Origin of the sequence: Agrobacterium larrymoorei, from assembly GCF_005145045.1 — a bacterium.
In the GTDB taxonomy this organism is placed as follows: domain Bacteria; phylum Pseudomonadota; class Alphaproteobacteria; order Rhizobiales; family Rhizobiaceae; genus Agrobacterium; species Agrobacterium larrymoorei.
Map to the genome: position 1 here is coordinate 160,151 of NZ_CP039693.1, position 17,235 is coordinate 177,385.

At 53.3% G+C, this 17,235-nt stretch carries 13 protein-coding genes; 5 read left to right on the forward strand and 8 right to left on the reverse strand.

Annotation, left to right across the window (positions count from 1 at the left end; translation table 11 throughout):
• Positions 1 to 7: 7 nt before the first annotated feature.
• Genes CFBP5473_RS21865 through iolG form a run of 4 tightly spaced genes read right to left on the reverse strand, consistent with a single transcriptional unit; the run spans position 8 to position 4,231 of the window.
• Positions 8 to 1,054, reverse strand: a complete 1,047-nt coding sequence (locus tag CFBP5473_RS21865) for a Gfo/Idh/MocA family protein (protein WP_027676779.1) — start codon at positions 1,052 to 1,054, stop codon at positions 8 to 10.
• 38 nt (positions 1,055 to 1,092) lie between these two features.
• On the reverse strand, positions 1,093 to 2,265 hold the full coding sequence (locus CFBP5473_RS21870) for a Gfo/Idh/MocA family protein (protein WP_027676780.1): 1,173 nt from the start codon (positions 2,263 to 2,265) through the stop codon (positions 1,093 to 1,095).
• Entirely contained in the window at positions 2,258 to 3,199 is a 942-nt protein-coding gene (iolE, locus tag CFBP5473_RS21875) for a myo-inosose-2 dehydratase (RefSeq protein ID WP_027676781.1), read from the reverse strand. Before iolE ends, CFBP5473_RS21870 begins: the two co-directional genes overlap by 8 nt.
• A 24-nt stretch (positions 3,200 to 3,223) precedes the next feature.
• Positions 3,224 to 4,231: an inositol 2-dehydrogenase gene (gene iolG / locus CFBP5473_RS21880; RefSeq protein ID WP_027676782.1), complete on the reverse strand. Its 1,008-nt coding sequence runs from the start codon at positions 4,229 to 4,231 to the stop codon at positions 3,224 to 3,226.
• Between the two features lie 124 nt (positions 4,232 to 4,355).
• Between iolG and CFBP5473_RS21885 the strand changes: the two genes are divergently transcribed.
• The 3 genes from CFBP5473_RS21885 (at position 4,356) to CFBP5473_RS21895 (ending at position 8,895) form a co-directional block, all read left to right on the forward strand.
• The gene (locus tag CFBP5473_RS21885; RefSeq protein WP_027676783.1) at positions 4,356 to 5,369 is read left to right on the forward strand and encodes a LacI family DNA-binding transcriptional regulator; all 1,014 of its coding nucleotides are present in this window, start codon (positions 4,356 to 4,358) and stop codon (positions 5,367 to 5,369) included.
• Positions 5,370 to 5,800: 431 nt separating this feature from the next.
• Entirely contained in the window at positions 5,801 to 6,733 is a 933-nt protein-coding gene (locus CFBP5473_RS21890) for a substrate-binding domain-containing protein (protein WP_027676784.1), read from the forward strand.
• A gap of 32 nt (positions 6,734 to 6,765) precedes the next feature.
• A complete protein-coding gene (locus tag CFBP5473_RS21895) occupies positions 6,766 to 8,895 on the forward strand; it encodes a methyl-accepting chemotaxis protein (protein WP_027676785.1) in 2,130 nt (709 codons plus the stop codon).
• Between the two features lie 350 nt (positions 8,896 to 9,245).
• Here CFBP5473_RS21895 and CFBP5473_RS21900 read toward each other — a convergent pair whose 3' ends face one another.
• The 4 genes from CFBP5473_RS21900 to CFBP5473_RS21915 form a co-directional block, all read right to left on the reverse strand.
• A complete protein-coding gene (locus CFBP5473_RS21900) occupies positions 9,246 to 9,983 on the reverse strand; it encodes a hypothetical protein (protein WP_136954425.1) in 738 nt (245 codons plus the stop codon).
• An 85-nt stretch (positions 9,984 to 10,068) separates the two neighbouring features.
• Positions 10,069 to 10,683 carry a TetR family transcriptional regulator gene (locus CFBP5473_RS21905; protein ID WP_027676787.1) on the reverse strand — a complete coding sequence of 205 codons (615 nt, stop codon included), beginning with the start codon at positions 10,681 to 10,683 and terminating at the stop codon, positions 10,069 to 10,071.
• A gap of 125 nt (positions 10,684 to 10,808) precedes the next feature.
• Positions 10,809 to 13,931: an efflux RND transporter permease subunit gene (locus CFBP5473_RS21910; protein ID WP_027676788.1), complete on the reverse strand. Its 3,123-nt coding sequence runs from the start codon at positions 13,929 to 13,931 to the stop codon at positions 10,809 to 10,811.
• 2 nt (positions 13,932 to 13,933) lie between these two features.
• Entirely contained in the window at positions 13,934 to 15,049 is a 1,116-nt protein-coding gene (locus CFBP5473_RS21915; RefSeq protein ID WP_157835815.1) for an efflux RND transporter periplasmic adaptor subunit, read from the reverse strand.
• Positions 15,050 to 15,328: 279 nt separating this feature from the next.
• On the opposite strand from CFBP5473_RS21915, the gene CFBP5473_RS21920 reads away from it, so the two are divergent.
• Positions 15,329 to 15,814, forward strand: a complete 486-nt coding sequence (locus tag CFBP5473_RS21920; protein ID WP_234881920.1) for a TetR/AcrR family transcriptional regulator — start codon at positions 15,329 to 15,331, stop codon at positions 15,812 to 15,814.
• 56 nt (positions 15,815 to 15,870) lie between these two features.
• On the forward strand, positions 15,871 to 17,076 hold the full coding sequence (locus tag CFBP5473_RS21925; RefSeq protein WP_027676791.1) for a multidrug effflux MFS transporter: 1,206 nt from the start codon (positions 15,871 to 15,873) through the stop codon (positions 17,074 to 17,076).
• Positions 17,077 to 17,235 lie beyond the last annotated feature (159 nt).

Sequence of the window (17,235 nt, forward strand, 5' to 3'; positions counted from 1 at the left end):
GCCATTCTCATTCGACCAACCCTGCTTTCGCAAATGAGATATTGATCGCAGTGCGGATGGAATCGAGCGTTTCCATCGTGGCAAGCGTCTCCTCTAGCGGTCGGTATATGCTTTCCAGTCGCCCTTCGGAAATTGCCCAAGCAACTTCGGCCGCTTCGTAGAATAGGCCCTCGAAATGCGCGCCTCTCGGTTCGTCGTAACGAAGCCGGACCAACCCGTCCAGCGACCAGACCTCGAATGGGCCGGGCAGGTGGAATTCCGTTTCGAAACGGATCGACCCCTTAGTTCCTACGATGGAAGCATTTGTGGAGGTGAAGCCGTAGAGCGTTGTGGACATCGTGCCCAGCGCTCCCCTGGCGTTGGCAAGAACCGCCGACAACTGACCATTGATCCCGGCAGGATCGGCCTCCCCGAGGCCTACAACTTTGTTCGGCACGCCAAGTAGTTTTGCCAGCAGCGAAACCGGGTACGTACCCAAATCGAGCAATGGGCCACCGGCAAGGCTCGCGTCGAAAATCCGGTGGTCGCGGGGGAGATACTCGCCATATTCGGTATAGACGGACCGTATTTCGCCAACTACGCCTGCATCCAGCACCTGCTGGAACACATCGAATTTCGGCAGAAAATAGGTCCACAGCGCTTCCGCGAGGAAAACGCCCTTGCGGCGGGCCGCCGTCACCATGGTCCGCGCCTGCGCGAGGTTGAGTGCCATCGGCTTTTCGACAAGCACATGTTTGCCCGCCTCGATGGCGAGCAATGCGTGATCGCAATGCATGTTGTGCGGCGATGCGACATAGATGATGTCAACGTCGTCTGCGGTTACAAGCGCTTCGTAGCTGGCGTAGACGCCCGAAATATTCCAACGTGCAGCAAAGACCTCCGCCGTCGTCCGAGATCTTGACCCAACGGCGGCAATGTTCTGCCGAGTATGCGCCTTGACGGATTCCACGAACTTATCAGCAATCCAGCCTGAACCCAGTATGCCCCACCGCAGAGGTGGCGCTTCCATGACGGGGCGGATGCGGGCGGGGGGTAGGGCTTGGGGAACAGACATGTTTCCTTATCCTTTCATGATGGGCGAATATCCGTCGCTTAACGGAGGATCTTTTGCCATGTCTTTGTTTCCACAGACAGTTCCATGGCATCGATGATGCGCTCATTGGCAAGGCCGAACTCGAAGTTTGGGAAGCAGTCGGCGTCGTTTACGATGCCTTCGATCAAATCTCGCACCTCGATAACCTTGACGTCGAAGTAACCAAGGCCGCCACCCGCGAAATCGAAGCCGAAGAAAGCGGAAAATTGCGAGACCTGGCTTCCGGCATAAATCGTCTTGAAGCCACGGTCCGGCTTGGGATCGTTGAAGCGCGAGATTTTCAGTTCGTTGAAACGCTCTCCGTCCATCAGGATGGTGCCTTCCGTGCCAGACACTTCCCAGTAAATGCCAAACACCTTTCCTGCCGCAACGCGTGACGCTTCGATTGTGCCGCCAGCGCCGTTTGCGAAGCGAACCAGCGTCTGGATCTGGTCCTCGTTTTCCACCACCGCACGCGGAGCTTCACTGCCCGCCTTTGCACCATAACCCGATCCGCCCTGGGGAACGGGCCGTGTCGGGAAAAACGTCTGCGTTTGAGCGATTACGCTTTCAAAATCGCCCATCAGATATTGTGCGACTGAGATCACATGGCTGCCGAGATCGCCAAGAGCGCCGGAGCCGGCGTCTTTGCGTGTGCAACGCCAGGAAAACGGCAGCTCAGGATCAGAGAAGAAGCCCTGGTCGAACCAGCCCCGGAAGCGCATTGGCGTGCCAATGTCACCCTTGTTGATCAACTGCTTGGCCAGCATGGCGGCAGGCGTTTTAATGTTGTTGAAGGCCACCATGGTCTTGACGCCCTTGTTTCTAGCGGCGGCGGCCATTTCCTCAGCTTGTTCCAGCGTTACCGAAAGGGGCTTTTCGCAATAGACGTGTTTGCCGGCGGCGATTGCCGCCATTGCCATCTCATGGTGCATGGAGTTCGGCGAGGTGATGTCGACAACGTCGATTTCAGGGTCTTCGACCAGCTTGCGCCAGTCCCCCGTGCTTCTCTCGTAGCCGTATCGAGCGGCTGCATCGGCGGCAAGCTCTTCCGTCGCATCCGCCAGAAGGCAGAGACGAGGAATGGCAGGCAGATCGCGATACAGCATACCCGCACGGCGATAGGCATCCGAGTGCGCCTGACCCATGAAGCCAGATCCGATCAGGCCAATATTGAGGGTTTTCTTATTCATGATTTTCATCCTGATGAACGGGGGTATTGGCAAAAGTGTCAAGCACGTGGTTGAAGGCAGCGGTGACGGCGGGGAGTGGCGGGTTAAGTGCCGGATCCTGTTCCGCTTCGACAACCAGCCAGCCACGATAGCCGCTTTGCCGAACGAAGGTGGCTAGCGATGCAAAATCGATGATCCCGTCGCCCGGCACAGTGAACATGCCGCTCCGCACGCCGTCATTAAAACTCAGATCTCCGCTGCGGACTTCGGCCATCACTCGCCCACGCACGTCTTTCAGGTGAATATGAGCGATGCGGTCGCCAAACCGTTTAATCAGCCGGGTGTAGTCGAACCCTGCGGCAGTGGCGTGGCCAGTGTCGAGAAGAAGTCCGACGGACGCGCCCGAATTGTCAAACAGTGAGGAAATCTCATCAAATGTTTCGGCCACCATCATCAGGTGATGGTGATAGGCCAACGCCAGACCGTAATCCCCCGCAAGTCGCGTGCCGAAATCTGTCAGTCGCGCTGCATAGGCGGCAACATCTTCCTTCGGCATCAGACGTCGCGCGGACATCCGTGCATCCAGCGGAGCACCGGGTGTCATCATGGCCACTTCGCCATAGACCATGACTGTCGAGCCCATGTCGCGCAGCAACTTGGCGTGATCTGCCACGGCTGCCATCTCTGCATCGACACCATGTTCCGCGAGGTTCCCAGAATGCCAGCCGGAGGCTAAAGCCAGCCCGCGATCACTCAGAAGCGGTGCCAATATCTTGGAGTCGCGGGGCAGCTTGCGCCCGAGTTCGACCCCCTGATAACCGACACTTGCTGCATCATCCAGGCAGGTTTCATACGATATGTCGGCACCCAGATCTTCTAGCACGTCGTTGGCCCAGGAGAGCGGGCTTACCGCAAGACGAACGCCGTTCGGCAGATTCGACAGTTTTTCTTTCATGATAATCTCCTGCGAAAAACGTAACTAAGGTCGCCAGTCTGGTCCGATGTGGATGGGCATTCCGGACTGTATGGAAACAATCGCCGCCTCTGCAATCCTCTGCGCTTCAAGTCCGTCTCGAATGCCGGCAAGGGGTACTTGTCCCGTCTCGATCATATCGACGAAGGCCGCCATCTCGTCGCGATAGGCAGCCGCAAAACGTTCGATGAAATAATTCATCGGTGGCGAGCCGCGAAAGCCGCTGACGTCTGCAATCGTGACGCCACGCTGCGGGCGGTTCTCCACATACAGCACCTCTTTCGAGCAAAGCACCTCTAGCCGCTGGTCGTAGCCGAAGGGTGCGCGGCGGCAGTTTATCATCTGCACGAACCGGCCAGATGCGGATGTCAGCGTCACCATGGCCGTATCGATATCTCCGGCATCGCCGAACGCCTTGTCGATCAGGCAATTGCCGACCGCGTAGACGGTCGTTATCTCCTCACCGAGAAGATAACGTGCCATATCGAAATCATGGATGGCCTGGTCGCGGAACATGCCGCCGGAATGGCCGATATACGCGAGGGAAGGTGGCGACGGATCGCGTGTGTGCATGACGATGTGCTCGAGTGTGCCCGCGTCCCCGCTCAAAACGCGATCGCGCACGAAGCGAAAGTCGGGGTCGTAGCGGCGCTGGAAGGCGAGAAGGCAGGACACGCCTGATGCATTTACAGCATTGGTGACCGCCTCCACAGTCGCAAAATTCAGGCTAACAGGCTTTTCGCAAAAGATGGCCTTGCCGGATTTAGCCGCTTTCAGGAGCAGTTCGGCATGTGTATCAGTCGAACTGGCGATGATGACACCGTCGATTGACGAGTCTGAGAACACCGTGTCTGCCGAAACGCTTTCTGCACCGAGTCTGGCCGCAAGATGTGCTTGATGTTCACCAGCGATCGGGTCAACGAGATATTTGATCCGCACCGAGCCCAGGCCGCTCGCATTTATCGCGTGCACATGCCCGATACGACCCACGCCGAAGACAGCGAGATTGATCATTGATAGCCTCCCATTTTTTTCCCGGTACTGTCATGCCTCCGTACGGGTTGTGGACAAACTAGCCTGATGTTATCGATGGCAGACGTCATTTTTTGAAGAGATCTCTTCAAATGGAGATGAACGAATGAGCAAACCTACGGCTCGGGATCTGGCATCTGCGGCGGGCGTGTCGCTGTCGACCGTCGACCGTGTACTCAACAACCGTGGCGGCGTGAGCAAGGATCGAGAACGCCGTGTGCTTGAGCATGCGCGCAAGCTCAAGATCGACAGGGCGCTGAACCAGCGGCCTTCGCGCACGCTTCGCATTGCGGTTCTACTCCAGCAGAGGTCAAACCCTTTTCATGCTTTGGTCCAAGATCATTTTGAGGCGGCAAATCGAGATTTCGCCTTCTATAACCTTCAGTTCCAAGTGTACCACATCAACCATTTGCGTCCTGCTGCGACGGCACAGTTGATAAATTCCCTATCATCACGCTGCGATGCACTTGCCATAATCAGTCCGCAAAATGCAGCAATTGCAGGGGCATTGAGGGCATTTGGTCAAGGTGGAAAGCCCGTCGTCACCTTGGTAACCGATCTTCGCGATGCTGAAAGATATGCCTATGTCGGGCCGGATAACAAAAAAGCGGGCCGTGTCGCGGGCGATTTAATGGGACGTTTGCTTGGCGAGGACGGCGGCGAAGTTGTCGTCATCGCGGGTTTGATTAGCATGATAGGCCATGAGGAGCGCGAGATAGGGTTCCGCACCGTTTTGCGTGAGCGCTATCCCCGGTGCAAGGTGACCGAGGTGCTCGAAAGCATGGAGCGCGGAGATATGGCAGGTGACCTCGTCTTCAATGCGTTGAGAAAAAATCCAGCCATACGAGGCATCTATAATGCGTCTGCGGGCGCTCAAACGGTAGTCAATGCCATGACGAAGCTTAGCAAGAACAAAGAGGTGATCTTCATCACCCATGAGCTCACGAAAGACCGTCGTCAATTGATGAGGGATGGAATGATTGACGCAATCATCGATCAGGATCCGGAAACCGAGGTGCGGACCGCGGTAGAGGTGCTCGCCGCATATTTCGGCCGTAGGGATGAAAGCCCTCTTTCCCTTATTACTCCCATTCAGATACACATGATCGAGAACTGCTAGACACTTTATCCTATAGTGAAACCTTAACAGTGGCAAAGTTCACCGCCGCTAAGACCTCCGCTCCGCCTCGTCCCAATGATAGCGTCCTCGGCCAATTGTCGTGAGATCTCGGAAATATAAAATCACTATGGCTCGGTTGTTGCCGTTGATCGATCAAACGGAAACCTCCAAAATCTCTGTAGAATTCGTGGGAAAGAAAGTTGTGCTTCCAGTAATTACATTTGAGGAAATAATTGCTTGTCAATATTTTAGACTTATGTGTCGTTTATTCGGAATGGAAATTCCTTTAAATAGAAATTGAAATTGTTATTTAGAAATATTGTGAGAAATGTAGTTTAGTGCTTCGGATAATCGTTATAGCAAAAAAAATTATAAGGATAAATTAACCGTGCGTAGTTTAAATTCTCCTGAGTAAAAGGGGACTTACATAGATGCGATTATCTGTATTTGTTACATCGATCCTGTTGTTGGGGATGGGGAGCGTTGAGGCAAAGACGCTCGGAGTGTCGATCGCCAACGCGAATGATGCTTTTCTTCACAGCTTGCTAGGTGGCATCAAGACTGCCGCCGATAAGACGCCAGACGTGAAATTGCGTGTCGAAGACGCTGGTGGCGACCCTTCGCGCCAAATGGAGCAGATCGGTAAGCTGGCGTCCGACCGCGTCGATGCAATGATCGTGATCCTTTCGGACGGCGACCTCGGAGCAAAGATTTCTCAGATTGGCACTACCGCCAACATACCCGTTGTCTATGTAAACAATGTTCCGGTCAATTTTGCCGAGCTTCCTGCTCATCAGACCGTGGTCGCTTCAGATGAAGTCGAAAGCGGAACGATGGAAACCCAGGAGGTTTGTCGCCTTCTAGGAGGCAAAGGCAGAGCCGTCGTTTTGATCGGAGAGTATTTCCATCCTGCCGCACGCACACGCACGATGGACATCGATAGTGTTCTGTCCACCGATGCATGCAAGGGAATTGCCATCTTAGAGAGGCAATCTGCGAACTGGTCACGTGACCAGGCTGACGATCTCATGCAGGAATGGCTGACGGCTGGCGTTAAGTTCGATGCCGTGATCGCAAATAACGATGAAATGGCACTCGGTGCGATCCGGGCCATGAAGCGAAACAACATGCAAATGGACAAGGTTGTGGTAAGCGGCATCGATGCGACGTCGGACGCGCTTGACGCGATGGCTGCGGGCGATCTCGATGTCAGTGTCCTTCAAAACGCGCCCCAACAGGGCTCCAAGGGCGTCGAGGCGGCCATCAAGCTCATGAATGGAGATACCGTACCCACCTTTATCAAGGTGCCTTTCGAGCTGGTGACTCCGGTCAATTTGAAGTCCTACCAGGTAAAAAGCCAGTAAGCCGCTCAAACAAAATATTGGAAGGGACTAAGATGTCTTTCTGGAAAAAATCGGGTATCCGGACACAAATCACCCTCGGCTTTTTGCCGCTTATTGTCCTCATGAGTGCTCTCACCTTCGTGGGCAATGATGGACTGGGAAGCTTGTCGAACTTGTTCTCCAGCTTTCGTTACACAGCTGGGCAGAGCTTGGCCATTTTTGACTATAACGTACAGTTGCAACGTATCCGTCTCGCGGCAGAGGCCTACCGCTCTAATCCGTCCGACGCAATCGCAACACAGCTCCAGGATGCCGTGAAAGCGTTTGCGGTAGACGATCCGCGCATGGCGTCTGACGCTGACCTTCAGTCTGGTTTGAATGTCGTGCGTCGCGATGTTGCAGATTACAATACTGCGTTCGGAAAGTTGGTCGAGCTCCAGAAGAAAAAAGAAGTGCTTCTCAGCAAGGTCACGGAATTTGGCCCGTGGACCATTATCGCACTAAAAGACATCCAGCGTTCGGCTTGGCGCAAGAATGACATCAATGCGCTTTATAAGACCGGCGAGGTCATCAACTTGATGTACCAAAGCCTGTATTATTCCGAACGATTTGTTTACTCCGGCGATCTGTCGGCGTATGGCTCGGCCCAAACGGCCCTGAATGACGCGCTCAAGCGCGCGGACGCCGTGGTGGCCTCCAGCTCCGATAAGTCTCAGGCAGGGCGAGCTGATGCCGCGAGACGCTTGATGCGCAACTACACTAGTCGCCTAGATGAAGTTCGCGACGCCTGGCTTCAAAGCAACAATATCCGATCGACACAGCTAGACATTCTGGGCCCGAAGATTGCGTCGTCATTCGATGCCCTGCTTGCCAAGGTGACGGGCAATCAGAACAGGTTGGGTGAAACAGCGAAGGCGACTGCAAGTGAAACTGCGTCGATGACCCTCATGATATCGGCGGTTCTCATCGTTATCGGTCTAGTACTGGCGTATGTTATTGGCCGCCTTATATCTGCTGCCGTAAGCCGCCTGGCCGCAACAATGGAGCAACTGGCCCGTGGCAACGACAATGTGGCGATCGAGGGAACCGAATACCGGCATGAACTTGGTGCCATGGCGCGTTCATTGCTCGTGTTTCAGGAAACGGGACGCGGTAAGGTCGCCGCTGAACTAGCGGCTGAAAAAACGCGTCTCGCCGCTGAAAGCGAACGCTTGCTGCAGGAACGTGAGAAAGCCGAAGAAGCTATGAGAATGGCACATGCGTTCGAACAGATATCGCTTGGTCTCGATGCCCTTTCTCACGGCGATCTAACGGTACGTATCGGAACCGTTGACGAGCGATACGAGCGAATACGCGACCATTTCAACACGTCGGTTGGCTCGTTGGAGGAAACCATCGGCACTGTGGCGATAGCCGTCAGCACGATCCGCTCCGGGCTTGAAGAGATCTCGTCTGCTTCCAACGATCTGGCTCGTCGCACAGAACAGCAGGCTGCATCTCTGGAGGAAACTGTCGCGGCTCTGGGTGACGTCTCGCATCGCGTTACCGGAACGGCAGACGGGGCTGGTCGTGCGCAGGACGCTGTCGCTGCTGCCCGCGACAACGCGACGAAGGGTGGTGAGATCGTCGGACGTGCCGTACAGGCGATGACTGCTATCCAGGAATCGTCGGCAAAGATCGGGAACATCATAGGCGTCATCGACGAAATCGCCTTCCAGACCAACCTTCTGGCATTGAATGCGGGTGTCGAGGCCGCGCGCGCAGGTGAAGCGGGCAAGGGTTTTGCCGTTGTCGCGCAAGAAGTGCGCGAACTGGCGCAACGCTCTGCAAACGCAGCCAAGGAGATCAAAACTTTGATCTCTACGTCAAGATCTCAGGTGCAGGCAGGCGTTGATCTGGTTAGCGCAACAGGTTCGTCGTTGAATGACATCGTTAACCAGGTCGTGAATATGAGCTCGACGATTACCGACATCGCCGACTCTGCCCGCGAACAGGCAATGAGTCTCAAAGAGGTAACCGGCGCTGCCGATCAAATGGACAAGGTAACACAGCAGAACGCTGCAATGGTAGAGGAGACAACGGCCGCGGCACAAAACTTGACTCAGGAAACGGAAAGCTTATCCGAAATGATGCGTCGTTTCCGGACTTGCCACGACAGCCATCATATCAGATACGCCGCTTAATTGTGTTAGCGAGAACAGCCACTGACCGTCAGCGGCTGTTCATTTGTTACGAAAAACCGCTGACATTGCAGGCGGGCGAAGTGCTACTCGGTTCAAAACATTCAGCCAGAGGCCCTAGCGAGCGCTGGTGGGGAGCAGGCGTTACGCTATCTCCGCCTTCCAAGGCTGCGGAGTTTGCTCAAGAACCGCCTAAACCCGCCAGCACGCAAAGCCGCCTACCATATCGCACAGAAGGTCGAAATGACGCCCACCGGACTGGAGAGGTGCACAGAGCGCGGTGTTGACAGTCCCCATTGTCGGACAATTGACTTGGACTGCATCATGTTTCTCATCATCGATGACTTCGACACTCATTTCCTGAGAGCCAACCCGAACAAAATGAGGCTGATGGCTTTTATCGCTAGGTCGGTCGCCAGTATAACATCCGTGACGAAAACAATTGTAGTCACCTTTGAAGCAACTAGCCAACATAACAAAAATATCGTGAGACCAGCACCGGCCGCGAGCGAGGAAAAGCCTAGCCGGTGGGGCGTGGTTACAGCGATCCACACACGCACGATGAAAAGCGATATAAATGCAACTATAGCACTAGAGAAGGATAAGGGATTATCCAACATATGATCGGATGCGACTATTGCTCCAATGATTATCTGAAGGAATGCCTCTATGAGCCATTCTGGATAGGTTCTCGGCGTTGCGATTTTTACCAAAATGAACAGACTGAAGAAGCCTGCTACCATGTTGGCAGTCCCAGGCACGTAATCGATTTCTGTCCTGCCGAACAGATTACTCGCAAAGGCAACGACCGCGAGCTGCAGTAAAATCACTCCAAGCATGACTATGCGCAGCCAGTCAGAGGGCTTTTTGAAATAACTAAGTCGTTGGCGCTGAGCCTTCGTAATCGTACGCTTCAAAATCAAAAACGGCGCGCGCGGCTGGGGACGCGCGCGCGCCGGGAGATTCCCTGCACAGGGTGTTGCAAGGATCTCCATTCCGGCGCGGGCGGGACACGCTCGGAATGAGTTCTGATGCTCGGATGAATCATTGGTAAAAGCGTCCCTGTTCATCTCTAAGATCCAATTTGCCAATCTTTGACATCCTTCGACGAATTTACATACATACCAAATGTTTGTAAAATAAAAATGTTTGGTCCATTACGGTTTTATTGAGGTGTTACCCTGGTTGCTTTTTCATGCCCGCCAAAACTGTTCTTACGATCATCGCAGCATCTGGAGCTAAGCGGAAAGGAGCTTTCCTCAGCGCCCATTCAAGAACGAGACCTCCGACGGTTGCATTCAACATGGCGGCGGCCACAGAGGGCGTCCAAGGCTTAGCCAGACCGGCATCCCGCTCCACCGCTTCAAATATGCTTGTAATCCACCCTTCCATTTCCTCAGGGAAGGCGCTTCCATTTGCGGTGTCGTCAGAAGCTTTTGCAAGATCAAGCCTGATCATAACCCGTAAGATGCCTTGGTGACGGGGATCCTTTTGTAATCGGCTGAACACGTCAGCAATGACGTCACCTAGCCGATCTAGAGACGCAACGCTTCGCCCCGCCGACAAGTCGTTAGCAAGCAACCGGAAAGGCTCCTGCGCTTGGTCTCGAAGCGCAAGCAAGAGGCCATGCTTGTTTTTAAAATGCCAGTGCACAGCACCTCGCGTCACATCACACTGTGTCGCGATCTCTTCCAAGCTGACAGACTCATATCCCTTCTCAAGAAAGAGGCGCTCCGCTGCTTCAAGAATTTGTCTGCTGGTCTCAGCTGCTTCTTCTTTTGTGCGCCTCAAAACATGTCCTTCCTTGCAAATTCCAAAGAGTCCTACAACTTCATCACGACCTACTGCAACATGTGGAAAAAGTATCGTATTTTTTGAGGTGTAGATCCCCTGTTAAAGGGGATCTATATTCTCGATCAGGCCTCTTTTTTTCGGCGTGTGAAGACCGCTGAAACGATGATGAAAAAGATAGGCACGAAGATGATCGCAAGGACTGTGCCTGTCGCGGTACCGAAGAATGTAGCATAGCCGATTGCCTGTCTTGCGCCCGCTCCTGCGCCTGATGAAAGCATCAAAGGAACCACTCCAAGGCCGAAAGCTAGCGACGTCATCAATATCGGTCTGAAGCGCAGTTTGGCTGCTTCACACACTGCCTCAAAAGCAGTCTCACCCAAGTTCAACATACGCTCTCTTGCGAACTCGACAATCATAATTCCGTTTTTACCCGTCAGCCCCACTACCGTCAGAAGGCCAACCTGGAAATACACTCCATTGGATTGCCCTCCGATCCAGGCTCCCAAAATTGCGCCGAGCACGCCTACGGGCATGGCGAGCAAGACCGCGATCGGAATGTTCCAGCTTTCGTAGAGAGCGGCTAGGCAAAGGAACATCGTTGCGAGCGCCAATGCATAGAGTGGCAATGCGCCTGCACCTGCGTCCTTTTCCTCTAGAGACATCCCTGTCCACTGAAGACTGAAACCTGGCGGTAGTTGAGTTGCCAGCTGCTCCATCTCGGCCAAGGCCTCCCCAGAAGAATAACCCGGCGCGGAAGAACCTTCGATCTCCATGGCAGGAAGCGCATCGTATCGGCTAACTTGCTGAGGACCGTAGATCCAGTTTTGGCTGGCTACTGTTGCAAGATCTACAAATTCGCCATTCGAGTTTGGAATTCGCCACTTCGCCAAATCGTCTGGGTTTGTTCTAGCATCTGGTTCGCCCTGGACATACACTCTCTTCATTCTTCCTTCATAGAGGAAGTCGTTCACGTAAGAGCTCGACCAAACAGTGGTGAGGAATGCCCCTACATCCGACGCGCTCAGACCAACGGCGCCTGCTTTTCCCCAATCGATGTTGAGCTCGAACTGAGAGGCGTCCTCTACCCCACTTGGTCTCACGGCCATGAGCTTTGGATTTTGCGCAGCAAGGCCGAGCAGCATGTTTCTAGCTTCAAGCAACTGCTCATGAGTTTGGCCAGAACGCGCTTGAAGGAAGGCGGTGAAGCCATTGGAGTTGCCAAGTTCGGTCACTGCCGGAGGCACCAGGGGAATGACAAATGCTTCTTTTATTCCGCCCATCAGTGGGCCGAAGGCGCGTGATGCGATTGCTTGGGCAGAATTTTCCCTGCCTTTCCTTTCATTCCAGTCTTTCAGCTTTACGAACATCATCGCCATATTCTGACCCTGCCCAGCGAACGAGAAACCGCGCACTGAAAAGACGGAGTCAACGTTGGCCGCCTCTGCCCCCCTATAATAGTTTTCCACCTTTCGCATGACGCCTTCTGTCGTTTCTGCGGTTGCGCCAGGAGGCGCTTGGATTATCGTCATCAATGTCCCTTGATCTTCATCGGGCAAGAACGAAGTTGGTGTCCGTTGGAAAAGTACAACCATCGCCGCGACAAGTAGAAGATAGATCACGAACATTCGAACCGGCCGCTTTGCGGAAACCCTGACGATGGTTCCATACCGGTTTGTCAGCGAGGAAAAATGCTTTTCGAACCACGACGAAAATTTCGATCCAAGATTTGCCTTGGCATTGGGATCGTGTGATTTCAGCAAGGTGGCGCATAGCGCGGGTGTAAAAATGAGCGCCACCAGGACCGAGAGTGCCATGGCAGAAACGATAGTGACAGAGAATTGCTTGTACATTTCGCCGGTCGCACCACCGAAGAACGCCATTGGCACGAAGACCGCAGAAACAACCATCGCGATACCCACGAGCGCGCCTTGAATTTCTCCCATAGACTTCTTTGTCGCTGCAACTGGATCGAGATGTTCATCCCTCATGATCCGCTCAACGTTTTCAACCACGACAATCGCATCGTCAACAAGCAGACCGATGGCGAGAACCATCGCCAGCATTGTGAGCGTGTTTATTGAAAATCCCAGAGCTGCCATTATTCCAAACGTCCCCAGAAGAACTACTGGTACAGCAAGGGTAGGGATGAGGGTGGCGCGGAAGTTATGTAAGAAGATGAACATAACAAGGACGACGAGGACGATTGCTTCAATGAGGGTATGAATTACGGCCTCGATCGATAGTGAAACGAATGGTGTGGTGTCGTAGGGTATGACGTAGCTCACCCCCGCAGGAAAAAACTGCGACAGGTCTTCTACCTTCGATTTCACCAATTCCGCTGTTTCGAGTGCGTTAGCTCCGGAGGCCAACTGAATTGCCATACCCGTGGCCGGTCGACTATTGTGAAAGCTCGACACCTCGTAGTTTTCGGTACCAAGCTCAGTTCGCGCAACGTCTCTCAACAGCACGAGCCCGCCATCGGTATCCGCGCGTAGGACAATCCTATCGAAATCTTCGGGCGTCCGCAGGAGCGACTGCGCGGTAACGGTCGCATTCAGCTTTTGGCCATGTGGTGCTGGCATGGCTCCGAACGAACCTGCTGAAATTTGGGCATTTTGCGCGCTGATAGCGGTCGTAACGTCATTTGGAGACAGGCCGTAGTATTTAAGTTTCTGGGGGTTGAGCCAAATTCGCATAGCGTACTCGGATCCGAATACCTCGACCTTACCAACACCTTTGAGCCTCGATACTGGTTCCACCATATACGAGTTGAGATAGTCTGATAAATCGATCGCAGTTCGAGCCCCATCGTCAGAGATGAGGGCAACAACCATCATAAAGCCAGTGGTTGATTTTTCTACCGTCACGCCCTGTCTTGTGACCTCAGCGGGAAGGCTTGCTTCGGCTTGGCTTAGTTTGTTCTGTACTTGCACCTGCGCGATGTCTGGATCGGTCCCTAAATTGAACGTCAGGGTAATTGTCGCTCGGCCTGTCGAAGTGGTTGAAGAGTCAATGTATCGCAAACCATCGAGGCCGGTCATCTCCTTCTCAATGATCTGGACCACCGTGTCTGAGACGGTCTCTGCTGACGCTCCAGGGTAGTTTGCGCCAATGACGACCGAGGGGCCTGCGATTGAAGGATATTGCGATATTGGGAGCCTCAAGATCGAGAGGATGCCGAGACCCATTATAATGATGGCGATGACCCAAGCGAAAATAGGCCTTTCAATGAAGTAGCGTGCCATGATCAGTTGCTCCCGACTTGCTTTGGGGGTTCAATTGAGGGCTGCTGCTCAATTTGCACGGCGACGCCAGGTTTGGCTTTCTGGAAACCCGATGTGACGACTGCTTCTCCTGCCTTCAATCCACTTTCCGTGACCCACTGATTGCCATCAGCGGCGACAATCTTAACTGGACGGACTACGATTTTTCCGTTTTCAACGACCCAGACCGATGCCTCACCCTTCGCGTTGCGCATCACAGCGGACTGTGGCACGAGAATAGCTCCGCGCGTTGTGGCCTGCGGGAGTTCGACTTCGACGTAAAGCCCTGGCAAAAGCCGGTCCTCTGGATTGTTAAAAGCGATCCTGAGCGTGACCATTCCCGTGGTTGGTTCTACCCGAGGTTCTGCAGCTCTAAGATCGCCCTTGAGCGGGTAGGGCGTGCCATTTGGTAGGATCATCGTTGCGATTGCGGAGGCTCTGGCGTCGCCAGAGCTTTTATCTGCGTTCCATCGCAAAAGGTCGTTGATCGACTGCGTGACATCAACGTAGATTGTGTCGAGTGCTCGAACGGTTGTCAGAGGCGACGTCTGTTGTGCAGCAACGAGAGCTCCGGGAGTTGTGTCCGAGAAACCGATGACGCCTGAAATTGGAGCTCTTATGGTTGTTCGTGCTAGGTCGATTTCGGCTGTCCGCAGTTGAGCTTGAGCTACCTGCAGCGCTGCCTGCGCCTTTTCCCGTTCAGCTATTTTCGTATCGCGAGTTGATGCTGAGCTCACATTGTTCGCAAATGTTTCCTCGGCGCGCCGCGCATCAATTACGGCAAAATCGTAGCTTGCCTGAGCTTGGGCAACATTTGCTTTAGCGGATTCAACAGCGGCAACATAAGTTTCGTCGTCGATCTTGTAGAGTATCTGCCCGGCTTCAACCTTGCCGCCTTCCTCGAACAGTCTCTCGCGGATGATACCTGACACTTGGGGCCGAATCTCAGATGTTGTGGAGGGTTTGATCCGACCAGGCAGCCTGGCGGTAAGGGTGAAGTCTTGCTTTTGTACGTGCGTCACTGCAACTTGTGGAGGGGGCTGGTCTTGCGCATAAACTGCAGCAAAGAGAAGCGGATAAGCTAGCGACGTAGCTGTCAAGGTTCTCGTAAATCTGTCTCTTCTCATAGTCTTGTGACCTTCTGTCTCTCGGGCCGAGGGGGAAACCGGTTGGTGGGCCGATATGTACTTTACATACATACGGAATGTAAATATACAAATTTGCGTATCTATCGACACGGTTCGGCCGTCTGGTCAGTGAGGAGAGACATGGTTAGGCGAAAGCGCGGCGACAAAAGCACGCTTGAGGGTGAGCTCTATGAGACGATCCTAATGAAGAGCTCCTACGGTTTCGGTCTTCACGGATTTGATGGGACGACAATGTCAAAACTCTCGTGCGAGGCGGGTGTCAGTAAAGGTAGCCTCTACAATCTCTTTCAAAACAAAAGAACGCTGTTCCATCAATGCTTCCTCTATAGAATTAAGATCGAGAATGACGAGATATTTTCGGCATCTAAATCCACGTCGGCTCCGTGGAGCCTCGAGACTTGTCTTCGGCTTCATCTTCGTCTTTTCTCGGAAAAAGGTTCATCCTTCGATCTCCTACAGGTGTCAGGTTCGCTCCCTGCCTGTGCGTTTGAACAGACATTTTATGAAGATCGTCTGTTGCCCGCGGTTGAACACTGTAGATCATTGTTGGACTCTTTTGACGGAGCGGCTGACAGCATTAAAAGTACGGAAGCTGTTTCGACCACTCTCATATTGTCGACCTTAGGACTTTGCCTGTGGAGCAAGGTCACAGGATCAGGACAGTTTGTCGACTTCCCAAACTCGGTCCTTTCGGCAACAGGGTGCGGATCCAATTGAAGCTGAACTCGAAAATCATACCGGCGACATACTCCCATTAGAAGAAGAGACACGAGATGAGTAATTTCTCTAGGCGCCGTCTTGCGCCAATACTGGGCCTGCTTGGTGCCTTAGGGCCTCTTTCAATCGACATGTATCTGCCTGGAATGCCGCAAATTGCTTACGGCTTCAGCGTGGACGAAAGTAAGGTCCAGCTTAGCCTCATGAGCTTCTTCGGTGGATTGATGATCGGGCAACTAGTGTTTGGCCCGCTTTCTGACGCGTTGGGCAGGAAACCCATGCTTCTTGCGGGCCTATTTGCTTTCGTCGCATCATCTGTAGGATGTGTAATGGCGGACTCGTCGGTCGCGTTCTGCATATGGCGATTTCTGCAGGGTTTGGGAGGATCTGTGGGTTTTGTTGTTGGCTTGGCGATTGTTCGAGACCTTCACAGTGGCCGTGCAGCCGCTAGCCTAATATCCCTGGTAATGGTCGTCCAGGGGGTGGCCCCAATTGTTGCCCCAATGATCGGAAGCACAATTATCGCTTATGCGCCTTGGCAAATGATATTCGTATCGCTCGCAATTTTTGGGGCGGGCTGCATATTTTTAGTCTGTGTCGCGTTGCCTGAAACAAGGGACGCGACTTATAGGACATGTATCCAACCCTTAGACGTTATTCGCCTTTACCAGAGCGTGATTTTGGACAGAAAATTTCTGCCCTACGCTAGCGTCTTAGCATTGGCAATGGCAGGCTTCTTCGCTTATCTAGCGGGATCGTCGTTTGTCTTTATATCGGTACATGGGCTTTCTCCGACTATCTACAGCGCCCTTTTCGCAATAAATGCATTCGGATTGGTGGTTGGCGCGCAAATCGGACCTCGGTTGATGACGCGATTTACTCCAGAACGAATTATTATGGTAGCTCTCGCGGTCTATGGTTTTATTGCGGTTGCCATCCTGAGCTACGAGTTGCTGCACGGTGCAGGCACAGCGTCGATCGCTAGTTCGCTGTTTATAATCACTTTCTCTGTGGCGCTCGTTATGCCTCTGGCAAGTGCTTTAGCCCTAGAGCCGTTTGGCGCTGTTTCTGGGGCTGCTTCAGCGCTGATGGGTGGGATGAACTTCGCGGCTGGAACTGTTGCCACACTATTTGTCGCAGCATTTGCAGACGGTACGGCAAAACCGATGCTCATCACAATAGCTTTCTTTGCGCTATCCGCGACTGGCGTAGCAGCTATGTTTTTTCCGAGAAAAAGCCTACTACGCGCGAGCCTGAAATGATTTCAACATAAACTCGTGTTGGTGAAACAAAATCGGATCTAATCAACCATCAGATTTGCATTCAGGGCGTGTGGCTGCCATCCTACATGTGGTGACTGCCGCGCGCAATTTCATATCTCGGAATGCTGATAAGGGTTCCATAATTATGGTTATGCGATT

Excerpts from the sequence above, each read along its gene's own strand:
- CFBP5473_RS21870 (WP_027676780.1), bottom strand. The coding sequence starts at position 2,265 with ATGAATAAGAAAACCCTCAATATTGGCCTGATCGGATCTGGCTTCATG.
- CFBP5473_RS21910 (WP_027676788.1), bottom strand. The coding sequence starts at position 13,931 with ATGGCACGCTACTTCATTGAAAGGCCTATTTTCGCTTGGGTCATCGCC.
- CFBP5473_RS21890 (WP_027676784.1), top strand. The coding sequence starts at position 5,801 with ATGCGATTATCTGTATTTGTTACATCGATCCTGTTGTTGGGGATGGGG.
- CFBP5473_RS21865 (WP_027676779.1), bottom strand. The coding sequence starts at position 1,054 with ATGTCTGTTCCCCAAGCCCTACCCCCCGCCCGCATCCGCCCCGTCATG.
- CFBP5473_RS21885 (WP_027676783.1), top strand. The coding sequence starts at position 4,356 with ATGAGCAAACCTACGGCTCGGGATCTGGCATCTGCGGCGGGCGTGTCG.
- iolE (WP_027676781.1), bottom strand. The coding sequence starts at position 3,199 with ATGAAAGAAAAACTGTCGAATCTGCCGAACGGCGTTCGTCTTGCGGTA.
- CFBP5473_RS21895 (WP_027676785.1), top strand. The coding sequence starts at position 6,766 with ATGTCTTTCTGGAAAAAATCGGGTATCCGGACACAAATCACCCTCGGC.
- CFBP5473_RS21925 (WP_027676791.1), top strand. The coding sequence starts at position 15,871 with ATGAGTAATTTCTCTAGGCGCCGTCTTGCGCCAATACTGGGCCTGCTT.
- iolG (WP_027676782.1), bottom strand. The coding sequence starts at position 4,231 with ATGATCAATCTCGCTGTCTTCGGCGTGGGTCGTATCGGGCATGTGCAC.
- CFBP5473_RS21920 (WP_234881920.1), top strand. The coding sequence starts at position 15,329 with ATGTCAAAACTCTCGTGCGAGGCGGGTGTCAGTAAAGGTAGCCTCTAC.